Origin of the sequence: Sphaerisporangium aureirubrum (genome assembly GCF_042658925.1) — a bacterium.
In the GTDB taxonomy this organism is placed as follows: domain Bacteria; phylum Actinomycetota; class Actinomycetes; order Streptosporangiales; family Streptosporangiaceae; genus Sphaerisporangium; species Sphaerisporangium aureirubrum.
This window is the reverse complement of the sequence record NZ_JBHSRF010000135.1, coordinates 1-11,411: the sequence shown is the minus strand read 5'-3', so window position 1 is coordinate 11,411 and position 11,411 is coordinate 1. Positions and strand designations below refer to the sequence as shown.

General features: G+C 67.5%; 11 protein-coding genes. 2 read left to right on the top strand and 9 right to left on the bottom strand.

Annotation, left to right across the window (positions count from 1 at the left end; all coding sequences use genetic code 11):
* Positions 1–213: 213 nt before the first annotated feature.
* The 6 genes from ACFP1K_RS39900 to ACFP1K_RS39875 all read right to left on the bottom strand — a co-directional run bounded on the left by ACFP1K_RS39900 (position 214) and on the right by ACFP1K_RS39875 (position 5,269).
* On the bottom strand, positions 214–819 hold the full coding sequence (locus ACFP1K_RS39900) for a VOC family protein (RefSeq protein ID WP_380763581.1): 606 nt from the start codon (positions 817–819) through the stop codon (positions 214–216).
* 218 nt (positions 820–1,037) lie between these two features.
* On the bottom strand, positions 1,038–1,883 hold the full coding sequence (locus ACFP1K_RS39895) for a M23 family metallopeptidase (RefSeq protein WP_380763577.1): 846 nt from the start codon (positions 1,881–1,883) through the stop codon (positions 1,038–1,040).
* Positions 1,884–2,275: 392 nt separating this feature from the next.
* On the bottom strand, positions 2,276–2,650 hold the full coding sequence (locus ACFP1K_RS39890) for an ATP-binding protein (RefSeq protein ID WP_380763575.1): 375 nt from the start codon (positions 2,648–2,650) through the stop codon (positions 2,276–2,278).
* 161 nt (positions 2,651–2,811) lie between these two features.
* On the bottom strand, positions 2,812–4,029 hold the full coding sequence (locus ACFP1K_RS39885; RefSeq protein WP_380763573.1) for a helix-turn-helix domain-containing protein: 1,218 nt from the start codon (positions 4,027–4,029) through the stop codon (positions 2,812–2,814).
* 19 nt (positions 4,030–4,048) lie between these two features.
* Positions 4,049–4,573 carry a flavoprotein gene (locus ACFP1K_RS39880; RefSeq protein ID WP_380763571.1) on the bottom strand — a complete coding sequence of 175 codons (525 nt, stop codon included), beginning with the start codon at positions 4,571–4,573 and terminating at the stop codon, positions 4,049–4,051.
* A 57-nt stretch (positions 4,574–4,630) separates the two neighbouring features.
* Positions 4,631–5,269, bottom strand: coding sequence for a LysE family translocator (locus tag ACFP1K_RS39875; RefSeq protein WP_380763569.1), 639 nt, complete (start codon positions 5,267–5,269; stop codon positions 4,631–4,633).
* Positions 5,270–5,495: 226 nt separating this feature from the next.
* Between ACFP1K_RS39875 and ACFP1K_RS39870 the strand changes: the two genes are divergently transcribed.
* Positions 5,496–8,159 carry a matrixin family metalloprotease gene (locus ACFP1K_RS39870; RefSeq protein ID WP_380763567.1) on the top strand — a complete coding sequence of 888 codons (2,664 nt, stop codon included), beginning with the start codon at positions 5,496–5,498 and terminating at the stop codon, positions 8,157–8,159.
* 37 nt (positions 8,160–8,196) lie between these two features.
* Here the strand turns inward: ACFP1K_RS39870 and ACFP1K_RS39865 are convergent, their stop codons facing one another.
* The 3 genes from ACFP1K_RS39865 to ACFP1K_RS39855 all read right to left on the bottom strand — a co-directional run bounded on the left by ACFP1K_RS39865 (position 8,197) and on the right by ACFP1K_RS39855 (position 10,430).
* Entirely contained in the window at positions 8,197–8,574 is a 378-nt protein-coding gene (locus ACFP1K_RS39865; protein ID WP_380763565.1) for a GntR family transcriptional regulator, read from the bottom strand.
* Positions 8,571–9,401, bottom strand: a complete 831-nt coding sequence (locus ACFP1K_RS39860; protein ID WP_380763563.1) for a hypothetical protein — start codon at positions 9,399–9,401, stop codon at positions 8,571–8,573. Before ACFP1K_RS39860 ends, ACFP1K_RS39865 begins: the two co-directional genes overlap by 4 nt.
* A gap of 66 nt (positions 9,402–9,467) precedes the next feature.
* Complete coding sequence (locus ACFP1K_RS39855) at positions 9,468–10,430, bottom strand: GNAT family N-acetyltransferase (protein WP_380763561.1); 963 nt, start codon at positions 10,428–10,430, stop codon at positions 9,468–9,470.
* 350 nt (positions 10,431–10,780) lie between these two features.
* On the opposite strand from ACFP1K_RS39855, the gene ACFP1K_RS39850 reads away from it, so the two are divergent.
* On the top strand, positions 10,781–11,411 hold a 631-nt coding region (locus tag ACFP1K_RS39850), incomplete at its 3' end, for an RICIN domain-containing protein (protein ID WP_380763583.1).

Below are 11,411 nucleotides of genomic sequence, written 5' to 3'. Positions count from 1 at the left end.
GACAACGACATCGGCACACACCACACAAAACCACCAACTATCGCCCTCACCATCCAACACCACAACAAGATCAACTTAAGCTAAGTGGCATTGGGGCAAGCCCCCACACCCCCGGCCCTGCCGGGCTCCCGCTCCCCGTCGACCTGCTGAGCTGGCTCGATCTCACGGTTCCTGCCCGCTACCGCGCTTCCCGGTGTGTATTTAAATGACAGTTCAGGCCGGGAGTTCCGTCCCGGCCTGCTCGGCGAGCATGTAGCCGGCGTACCAGGCGGGCCAGTCCGGGTCCCGTTCACCGGTGCGCTTCTCGTGTTCACCGTGGGCGGCCTCGGCGCGCCGCAGTGCTCCCGCGAGTTCGCCGACGGTGGTGTAGGAGGCAGGGGCGGCGTCCACGCGTCCCGGCAGCCGGGCGGTGATCTCCTGCAGTACCCAGGTGTTGCCGTCGGGGTCACCGAAGGAGGCGAAGGAGCTGTAGGTGCGCCGTTCAGGGTCCCGGCCGGCGGCTCGGCCGTTCGGGCCGACGTGGTAAATCTCCTCCACACCGACGCCGGCCGCGATCAGCGCGTTCCTGGCGGCTTCGATGTCGGAGACGATCACATACGAGGTGGCCGAACCCGGGGTCGCCGAGGTGAGGTTCGCGCCGAACAGCACCGAGCATCCGGAGCCGGGCGGAGTGAGCTGCACCAGGCCCGGCGGGGTGATGTCCAGCCGCCAGCCGAGTCCGACGTAGAACTCCTTTGCCCGCTCGACGTCCGAGACGGGAACGACCACCATCTCGATCTTCATGTCGAAGCTTGCGGCGCTTTCGCCGTTGGTGCTCATCGCGGCCTCCGTGGTGGTGTCGGTGTCCTCGTTCGAACGTTATCCCGCACCGTCCTGATCGCCGCGCCGATGCCGTCGGCCGGGCCGGGGTGCCTCTCGCCGGGCCCCCCATGGCATGCGTGCGACCGCCCGGGGTTCCGTCCCGGACAATTCAGGAGAGCCTCCATGCCCGCCGGGCACAGAGGCTCTCCTGTCACGTCTTCAGTGGCTGTCGCGGGCTAGGTTCCAGCCGGGCAGTCCGCGATGACGACGCCGCTGTTGTCCTTGGCCACGTCGTTGCCCCAGCGGCTCAGGTAGTAGGCCGAGACCCACTGGTTCTGCCAGGGGTTGCCGGTGTCGAGGTCCGTCCGCAGCCACCAGTGGTTGAAGCTGCTGCCGACCTGGACGTTGGGGCCCCAGCGCTTGCAGTAGACGTAGTTGAGGCCGGCGAAGAGGGTGCCGGTGCGGGGACCACCCGGGTACGAGTAGCCCGGCGCGTCGGCGAAGGTGTCCACCCAGTACTTGGCCGGCGTGGGGGGCGCGCTGCCGCCGCAGTTGGTGCTGACCATGCTGAACGGGCGGTTGGGGTCCATGCTGATGTACTGGCCCTGGATCACCGGATTCACGATGTGCTGGTTGTCCCCGTCGCTCTCGCTGTTGGGGTTGTAGAGCTGCTCGTAGTGCAGGTGGGCCACGCCGGTGCCCACGTTCCCCATGTAGCCGATGATGTCGCCGCGGCTGACCGGGCCGACCCCTCGGCGGCCGGTCATGTGCAGGTAGACGGTGAACCAGCCGCCCCCGTGCCTGATCTCCAGCCCACCCGGGTTGAACAACTCATGGATGTAGCCGTCCGCCGAGGCGACGATGGGCGTGCCCGCCTGCTGGCCGGCGGGGAACATGTCGATCTTCTTGTCGTCAGGGTTGTGGCCGACATAGGTGGTCAGCGAGACGCTCTTGTTGCACTGGAACGGCAGCCGGAAATCGGGGCGGGGACCGGCGGCGCTCGCGCCGGCCGCGGCCGGCACGAAGAACAAGGGGGCCAGCAACGCGCTCATTATGAGCGCCAGCGATCGCAGGGATTTCACCAATACTCCTTGTCTGAGGGAAACGCGGCCATCTGGTCGGCACCCCGGCCGGAGAGGCAGTGGCCGTTCGCGGGCTCCTCCATGTCGTCTCGAAAGCCGAGGTGTGTGGACAGCAATGAAGCACGAGGCCGCGAGCAAGAGGGGAAATATGTTCACCTAAACGTTCTGAACGACGTTTCCCCAGGTAGGAGGGGTAGTTCTGAACCGATTGACTTACCACCCGGATCCGGACCCGGCTGGTGCGTACGCCGAACCGACTACGAGTTCCTGACCGCCCCGGAAACCCGCGCACTCCTCCACCAGGAGAACATCGTCGTGATCGACTACAGAGCTCTCCCACAGGCCTGGAGCCGGTAGCACCGGCAGCGGAACGGCACTGGAAGGGCCGTCCATCACCGGCATTTCGTGAACCACACGACCTTGCCCACCCGGTGGGGGTCGATGCCCCAGCCGGTCGACAGAGCGGCGACGATCTGCAGGCCACGGCCGTGTTCGTCGTCGGCGGCGGCGTGTGGTGGGAGTTCGAAGATCGCGCCGTGGTCGGTGATCTCCCCGCTCAGGCATCGACCGGCCACGCGAAGGCGCAGGGTGATCGGAGCGGCGCCGTACCGCACCGCGTTGGTGTACAACTCACTGACGATCACCACCACGTCGCTGACGAGATCGGTGAGACCCCAGGCGATCAGCGTGTCCCGTACCACGTCCCGGCCCTTCCCCACGGTTTTGGGGTCGGCCGGTAGGTCCCACTGGGCCTCACGTGGGCTCATGCCGTTGTCGGGACCCGCCGGTGGTTCCCACACACGCTGAGTTCCACCCATCTCGCGCCTTCCTGACGATGGAAACGGCGGCCACCTCAGGAAAGCTAGATCTCGTCGAGCGCGGAAGGCCGTACGGCTGTGAAGGTAAAGAAGCCGCACCGAAGTACGGGTCAGATGACGCCCGCTCGATGTGCCAGCCCGCGGAGCTCGGGGGTGCTGACCTGATGCTCGCGCTGGATGAGTTGGGTGAGGAGGTCGCTGGTGCGCCTGTCATAGCGGATCAGCTCGGGAGAGATTCGTTCCGCTTCGAGGAGCATGTTCACCGCGGCGGCGTCTTTGCGGAGGATGGCATAGGCCCGTGCCAGGTCCAGGTGGACCTGGGCGCGGCGGCCGAGAAGCCCGGGGGAAAGGCGGGAGACGTCCACGCTTTCACCCTCGTTGATCGCCTGTTTCGCGTCGGCGAAGGTGACCGCCGCTGTCAACCCGTGGATCGTCACGTTGGTCGGGCCGAAAGCCGTCCAGAAGTCGTTGCGGTCGCCACCGACGAGGTGGGCCAAGTCACGCGCGTGAGCGAGGTGGGTGTCCACTGTCGCGCGGTCGAGTTGTGTCGCCGCGGCCGTGACGGCGACCAGGTGGAGACCGCCTGTGACGGAGAGCCGTTGGGGATCGGCGCGTTCGGATGAGCGGGTGAGTGCTTCGGTGGCTTGTTCGGCTATTTGCAGGGCCTTGTCGGATTCTCCGAGGCGTATCAGCACGTAGCCCAGACGGTAGGCGCTCACCGCCGCCAGAATCGGGTTGTCCGCTTCCTCGGCGGCCGCCAGTGAACGATCTGCGGCGGTCCACGCCAGTTCCGCTTCGCCCACCCTGCTCAGGGTCGCCGCCGTCGCGTGGTAGGTCATGGCCCTCAGGGCCTGAAAGGGGCGTCGTCCGCCGGGGGGAGCGTTACGGCTCGCGATCTCGGTGGCCACGATCAGTCCCGGTAGGCGACGGCCGGCTTCCTCGTATTTCGTCGCCTGGTAGAGGTCGTTCACCGTCTGGAGTCCACGGCGCAGCCATTCGAGATTTTCCCGGGTGGTCTCCGTCCGGTCGTTGTAGATCACCGTGGCCAGTCCGTCGTAGCCCATCATGGCCTGACGGATCTTCTCCGCCGCCCGGTACCGTTTCATCGTGTCCGCCGTCTCGCTCGCGGTTAGCTCATCAACGGTCAGGCCCAGGATCTCGGCGAGTATGGTCAGTACTGAGTGGCTGTCCGCCCTCCGCTGCCCTCGTTCCACCTGGCTGAGCCAGCTCTCGGAACGACCGATCAGCCCTGAGAGTACGAGCTGGGACATGCCACGCCGACGACGCTCTCGCGCGATTCGTTCCCCGAGCCCTTTGCGGGCTTCCACGCCATCACCCCCGCGACCGTCAGAGCAGGTCGTGAAGCTCTGCCATCACCTGCTCCCAGAGTGGCATGCGTGCATGTGGTGGCGCGTGGGGATTGAACAGCACGCGCACATTCATCTCGCGAAGAGCATCGAGACTGCGGCGAAATGCGATATGTCGGGCCAACTCCTCTTTGAGTAGTGGTGCCGCCACAATTGGCACTCCGAACCCCATGAGCTCGCACAACAATCCGACCGCGAAATTATCCGCGATGCCGTTGGCCCACTTGTTCATGGTGTTGAACGTGGCGGGAGCGACGATCACCGCGTCGGCCGGAGGCAGTTGATCGGGCTCGCCGGGCATCCGGAACTGGCTTCGTACTCGATCGCCGGTCAGCCGTTCTATCTCTGCCACGTCCACGAGCCGTGCCCCCATCGGCGTCGTGATCACCACAACGCGCCACCCGGCCTCTTGGGCCAGGGTGACAAGCGTGTGCACGTCGGCCGCCGCGGGCGCCGCACAGACCACCACATACAGGACCGCGGATGGATCCGCGCCGACCTCCATGGCGTGATCCTAATTCAGGGACCGAATCGCTTATTTGGTGATGGACGTTTCCGGGCGTCAGGCCTTGGTGGTGGTGTTTCCCGCCAGAGCGGCGGTGGCGCCGAGGCCGATGTAGACGAGGCCGCTGACTACATCGAGGCGGCGGGCGGCTGCTCGGGAGCGGCGGAGGCGGCCTGCCAGGGCGGCGGCGATGAGGGCGTAGCCGCCGTCGCTGGCTATGCCGAGGATGATCCAGAGCAGGCCCAGGAGGAGTACCTGGGCGGCTACGGGGCCTGCCGCCGGGTCGGTGAACTGGGGGAGGAAGGCCAGGAAGAAGATGGCGGTCTTGGGGTTGAGGACGTTGACGACGAAGCCCTCGCTGAAGAGGCGGGTGGGGGAGGCCGGGGTCACCTCGGTGGTCAGCCTGGCCTCGCGGGAGAAGAGTTTGCGGAGGCCCAGGTAGACGAGGTACGCCGCCCCGAGGTATTTGACCACGGTGAACGCGGTGGCGGAGGCGGCGAGGAGGGCGCTTACCCCCAGGGCGGCGGCGGCGACGTGGACGACCGAGCCGGCGTGGATGCCCGCCACCGAGACCAGCCCGGCGGCACGGCCCTGCGACACGCTGCGGGTGACGATGTAGACGACGGCGGGGCCGGGGACGAGCAGCAGCGCGAGCGTCGCGGCGGCGAAGACCAGGAGCGTGGTGACCGGAGGCATGACGCCGAGGTTAGGAATTCGCCCGGCACCGTGTCCATCGGGTTTCCGCGCCGCGGCGCCGGGATGGGGCTCGTGGTGACCGGGGCAAGGGGACGAATGGCGAATGTAAGTGGTCGCCGCACTGGACCATAATCAATGGTGATCTAAGGAGGACGTGTGCGAAGCTCAGGGGCGCTCCGCACATACCCGTTCCCCGCGCACCACTTCAGCTTAAGCGGACCATGAGATGGTCGACGTGCGTATCGACACCGGTAGCCTCACCTACACGACGTTCTTGAGTCCGGAGCCAAATGGCGGGTGGGTCGACGGTGCCGACGCGCCGACTTTTCACGTGAATCCCGGCGTCTATGGCTTTCAGCAGATGTCCGGAGTGGTGGCGGAGTTCAAGTACGTCGTCACCGGGGACGGGCTCTTCGACTACGCATCCGAGAATGACGGATTCCTTGAAGGCCGGGGCACCACCACCCTGACCGTCCGGGGCTTCACGGTGACACTCGACGGCACGCGGCTGTCGCACGATCTTCTGCCGATCGTCATCGGAGCGACCACCTTGCCCCGTGGCGGCACCCATGAGCTGACCCTCGCGCCCGCGGCCGGGTATGGTTTCCAGCCCGCGTCGGGCGTCGTCGCCGATTTCCGGTTCGCCGTGCACACCGACGGCCGTATCACCGTCGACCCGCGGTACAGCGGATTCGCCCAGGCCAGTGGACGCACGGTCGTGGTCAGTGGATACACGGTCACGATCGACGGCAGGGAGCTTTCTCACGCGCTGTTGCCGGTGTCCATGCTCGGGGGCTCCGAGGTGCTGTCCAACGAGCATTCGAATCAGTTCACCTATATACCGGCGGCCGGGTACCGTTTCCAGCCCGCGTCGGGGATCGTCGCCGATTTCCGGTTCGACGTGCACGCCGACGGCCGCATTATCATCGACCCGCTCTATGCCGGGTTCGCTCATGCCAGTGGACGCACGCTGGTGATCAGTGGATATACGGTCACGATCGACGGCAGGGAGCTTTCTCACGCGCTGTTGCCGGTGTCCATGCTCGGGAGCTCCGAGGTACTGTCCAATGAGCGTTCACATCAGTTCACTTATATACCGGCGGCCGGGTACCGTTTCCAGCCCGCGTCGGGGATTGTCGCCGATTTCCGGTTCGACGTGCACGCCGACGGCCGTGTCATCGTCGATCCCCGTTATGCCGGATTCGCCCAGATCGGCGAACGCACACTCACCCTCACCGGGTACCGGGTCACCATCGACACCCGCGAGCTTCCGCACGCCGTGCTCCCGATGCTGCTCGGCTTCACGGGCCAGCCGTTGGCGCCGGGCGTCAACGAGTTGACGGTCGTCCCTGCCATTGGCTACACGTTCCTGGTTCACCAGAGCGGGATGATCGGCTTACGGTTCAGCCTCGACACCGCCGGCAAGACCACGCTCACGAACGCGCCCGGCGGCGTGACCGTGATGTCGAGCAGAAGGCGATGCGGTGTCCCGGACGACGTGGTCACGGCCCTCCAGATCCAGACGTACGGTTCGCCGGGCGGCCGGTGGTCACGGAGAGCTCTGACCTACACGACCAACGCGACGGGCGCCAACCTCCCGCCGGCTGAGGTCGGCATCGCCATCAGCAATGCCTTCAACGACTGGCAGGCGGCGAACTGGTTGCTCAGCCTCAGGCCCACGGCCGCGAACGGTGACATTCAATTGTCGTTCGGCGGCAAGGAGCTGGACGACCGTTTCGGTGACGAGGGCAACGTGCTGGGGGCCGCGCCTTATCCCGAGGCCGGGCGAGTATTTTTCGACAAGGCGGAGAAGTGGACGATGGACTCGCTGCGAGCCGTCGCCCTCCACGAGATCGGCCACGCCCTCGGCCTGAGGCATTCGAATGATCCCGCCTCGATCATGTACCCCTATGGGGGCGGGGCACTGATCATCGACGCGGAAAGCCGGGACGCGCTGCGCAAGCTCTATGGATGGGCACCCCAGACGCCGCTCCGCGACCGGGCGACGAGCGATCGGCCGGCGATGGCGTCCGCGGGTCTCGTGAACTTCACGTCCTCGACGTTGACCCTGCACATGGTCTGGAAGGGCGGTCGCGGCGATCCGCGCATGTTCGAAGCCACTCTCGCGGACGGGGAATGGAGTCCGCAAAGGCACATCGAAGGCCCCTACCTCTCGTCGCACAGCCCGTCGCTCACCACGTTCACCCTCGGCGACGGGGCTTCGACAGGGCTCATGATGGCGTGGAAGGGACACGCCGACCAGGGGCTGTTCTTCGCGCGGAACGAAGGGACCGGCTGGACGCCGCCGGAGAACATTCCCGAGGCCGGGTCAAGCCATCGCCCGGCGCTCGCAATTCACGGTGAACCCCACATGGCGTGGAAGGGCATCAACGACGACCAGGGCATCTACTGGTCGAGACGTACGGCGACCGGCTGGGCGCCCCAGAAGAGGGTGCGAGGTGTCGGCACTACGCAGTCACCCTCTCTCGTCGAGTTCCAGAACAGGCTCTACATGTTCTGGAAGGGCATTGAAGGCGATTCCCAGGTCTATTACTCCTGGTTCGACGACGACAATCCGATATGGCGACCCCAGAAGATCGTCACCTATGCCGACACCCAGACCGGCGGGGGCATCCCCCTCAGTATCGGCACCAGCCACGGACCGGCTACGACAGTGGACGGCAACCGCATCATGTTGGCGTGGAAAGGCGCCCATGACGATCCCGGCATCTACTTCAGCCTCTTCGACGGTGAGGAGTTCACCGGCCAGATCAGGGTGAACGACGTGGGGACCGCCCAAGGTCCAGGGGTTTGCAGCTTCCGCGGGACGACGCACCTGGCGTGGAAGGGCATCCAGGACGACGACGTCATCTACTGGTCGACCCTCTAGTAACGCCGCGCCACCGGCCGTCCGTGAACGGGCGAGATCACGACGAGGCCGGTGTCGCGGTGCCGGACGTCAGGGCCGCCTGGACGATGCGCAGGGCCTCGGCCGGGTCGATGCCGACGCTGGCGATCACGGCGGCGTAGGCGGTGGCGGCCTGATGGGCACGTTCGCGGGCCTCTTCGCCGGAGGAGGAGACGAAGGAACCGGCGCGGCCTCGGGTCTCGATGAGCCCGGCCTCCTCCAGCTCTCGGTAGGCGCGGCCCACGGTGTTGACGGCCAGGCCCAGGTCGGCGGCCAGGTGGCGGATGGTGGGGAGGCGGGTGCCCACGGCCAGGGTGTGGTCCTGGATCTGCTTGGCGAACTGGGCGCGTAGCTGTTCGAAGGGGGGGACGGGGGAGCCCGAGTCGATGACGATCATGGGGCGCTCATCGCCCGGCGGGCCATCGTCACGCTGGGCGGGGTCCTCGCCTGGATCAGGTGGAGGGCGACGAGGCCCAGGAACACCAGGGCGATCGAGGCGGCGTTCCACCAGACGGGGGCGGTGCCGAAGATCAGCACCACGGGGAGTGCCCAGGGGACGCCCGGTGCGGTGAGCTCGCGGGCGTCCTCGACGCGCATGATGACGTCGGCGGTGAGCGAGACCTCGTCCTCGGCCACCACGGGACGGGCCAGCAGGTCGCGGAGTTGCAGGGCCACACCGGCGGCGACACCGATCAGCCCGATCAGCAGGATCATGGCCGCGTACCGCACGGTGGAGTCCCGCACGGTCAGGGCGCTCGCCGCCAGCAGTATCGCGGCGGTGAACGTGACGGCGGTGAAGGCGGCGTGCGGGCGGCCGAGGACGGCTCGCCAGCCGGGCTGGACCGGGTGGGCCGCCCGGCGTGACAACGTCGCCCCCGCGCGCCGGTCGACGCGGCGCACCCACCACGCGAGCGACGCCTGGACCAGCAGCAGCACGCCCACCAGCCCGGTCAGGACGAGCAGCGGCGCCGGCCGGTTCGGCTCGAACCAGCGTCCGGAGGCGGCGAGCCGGTCGTAGGCCTGGGTGAGCGCGGCCGCGATGATCAGCCCGGCCAGCAGGAGATGATCGGCGAGGCGGGCGCGGCGCCGTACGGCCAGACGCGCGGCCAGCAACGGTGTCGGCGGGGTGTCGCCCAGGCCGTGCCGGGCCAGCCACGCGCCGGCCCACTTGAGATCCGCCGGACGCACCGGCGGGGCGGCATCCGATAATGCTCCGTTCGGCATGATCCCTCCATTATGTCGCAGACCTTGTCGCAATAGAGTGCGTCAAAGGTTGCGACAAAGTCAACCTCAGGCCTTCGGACGGGCCACGTAGGCGTGGACGCGGGTGTACTCGCGGAATCCCAGGGACTCGTAGAGGTGCTTGGGGACGGGATAGGCCGCGTCGCCGCGCGCGTAGACGGCCGCGTGCTCGGCGCCGGCCTCGGCGAAGGCGTGCAGCACGGCGGTGCAGACGGCGGCGGAGAGGCCGAGGCGGCGGTGGGCGGGGTGGGTGCCCACCGGTTCGTAGAGGCCCACGCGGTTGGCCTCGTCGTACCAGCCCTGGCAGTAGGCGACGATCTCGCCGATGGGGGAGACGGCGACGAGGTCCATCTCGGGGCGGTACGGCCAGACCTCGCGCAGCCGGGTGTGGCGTTCGGTGGTGATCCGGGTGGAGTCCCACGCGGCCCGGTGGACGGCGGCGCGGCCCGCCACGTCGGACGGGGTGCGCTGGGGACGGATCGAGTAGCCGTCGGGGAGCGGGGGAACGGCGAGGAGCTCGGGCACCGAGGGGAGATCGGAGGTCTTGAGGGCGGGGGAGCTTTCGGGGGACAGGGAGGAGATGGGGAATCGGGTGGAGGCGGGGTGGGGGGTGAGGGGGCGGCTCAGGCAGGACATGAAGGGGATGTCCAGGCGGGTGTGGCCCTGGCGGGTCAGGGCGGTGATCAGGTGGGGTTCGGTGTCGGCCACCTCGGCGCTCAGGGGGCCTCGGGACTTGGTGGTGGCCCAGTGGAGGACCTCGGCGGCCAGCTCGGGGTGGGACGGGTCGACCTGGAGCATCAGCTCGCCGGGAGGTTCCAGCCATCCCCAGGCCAGGGTGCGGCCGCCCTCGGTCCAGACCGCCGTCGGCCACTCCTCGGCGGGGGTGAGCGCGCGGCACCAGCTCCAGGCGAGGTCGCCGATGTGGCGGTAGCCGGTTCGCGGGAAACATCGGACGGCTAGTTCCTGCATGGCGTCCAGTGCCAGGGGGCCTGGGTACTCGCGGCGTCGCATGGCCGCCATGGTGCCCAGCGGCTTTCGATAGGGCAACGCGGCACCCGGCGGGCCCGGACGATCGATATGGGTGAACGTTTCATCGAGTTCTCATATGTGACCTCGGATCATCTACCGGAACATGTCGTCCGGGCAGGTCGGAGTAGATAGGCCGAATTTGCAGGGACAGGATTCGTCCATCCTCTTCACTTCTCCCGTTGACAGCCGTTAGGGCGGTTCTTACGTTAACGGCGTTCGTCCTTATGTATGTCATCCACATACATGAACGTCGCGGGATTTCCAACCCCGCGCGAAGCGCGAGGAGCTCGACCGTGAGAAGTAGAGGAAGACGAGGAGCAGGGCCATTGCTGGTGGCCCTCGGGCTGGCCCTGGCCGGGGGCATCGTGGGCGCGCAAGCGGCCGCGGCGGCCCCGACCTCCGGCACGTACCGCCTGATGAACGCCGGTAGCGGCCTGTGCCTGACGGTGCCGGGCAGCAGCGGCTCCGACGGGGTGCAGCTGACCCAGACCGCGTGCTCCACCGCGGCCAACCAGAGCTGGACGCTCGCCTCGGTGAGCGGCGGCGTCACGCTCAGGGCCGGCAACAGCGGCAAGTGCGCGGGTGTCCGGGACGCCAGCACGTCGGCCGGCAAGGCGATCCAGCAGGAGACGTGCAGCGGCGCGTCGTCGCAGGCCTGGCAGCTGACCGAGTCCGGGTCGAACTACCGGGTCGTCAACGCCAACGGCGCCAAGTGCATGAACATCAAGGACAACTCGACCTCCTCGGGCGGGCTCGTCCAGCAGAACTCGTGCGACTCGGTGAGCACCAAGCAGTGGCAGCTCGTCACGGGCGGCACCCAGCCGAGCCAGACCCCGACGACCACCCCGACCAGCACCCCGACCGTCACGCCGACCACGGGTCCGCCTCCGGGTGGGCTGGTGGGGTGGGCCACGCAGGGTGGTGGGACCACCGGTGGTGGTAACGCCTCGGCGACCACGGTGA

What these genes read in the sequence shown, in the direction of transcription:
- ACFP1K_RS39890 (WP_380763575.1), bottom strand. Translation starts at nt 2,650, where the DNA reads ATGAGCCCACGTGAGGCCCAGTGGGACCTACCGGCCGACCCCAAAACC.
- ACFP1K_RS39860 (WP_380763563.1), bottom strand. Translation starts at nt 9,401, where the DNA reads ATGCCGAACGGAGCATTATCGGATGCCGCCCCGCCGGTGCGTCCGGCG.
- ACFP1K_RS39870 (WP_380763567.1), top strand. Translation starts at nt 5,496, where the DNA reads ATGGTCGACGTGCGTATCGACACCGGTAGCCTCACCTACACGACGTTC.
- ACFP1K_RS39855 (WP_380763561.1), bottom strand. Translation starts at nt 10,430, where the DNA reads ATGCGACGCCGCGAGTACCCAGGCCCCCTGGCACTGGACGCCATGCAG.
- ACFP1K_RS39865 (WP_380763565.1), bottom strand. Translation starts at nt 8,574, where the DNA reads ATGATCGTCATCGACTCGGGCTCCCCCGTCCCCCCCTTCGAACAGCTA.
- ACFP1K_RS39880 (WP_380763571.1), bottom strand. Translation starts at nt 4,573, where the DNA reads ATGGAGGTCGGCGCGGATCCATCCGCGGTCCTGTATGTGGTGGTCTGT.
- ACFP1K_RS39900 (WP_380763581.1), bottom strand. Translation starts at nt 819, where the DNA reads ATGAGCACCAACGGCGAAAGCGCCGCAAGCTTCGACATGAAGATCGAG.
- ACFP1K_RS39875 (WP_380763569.1), bottom strand. Translation starts at nt 5,269, where the DNA reads ATGCCTCCGGTCACCACGCTCCTGGTCTTCGCCGCCGCGACGCTCGCG.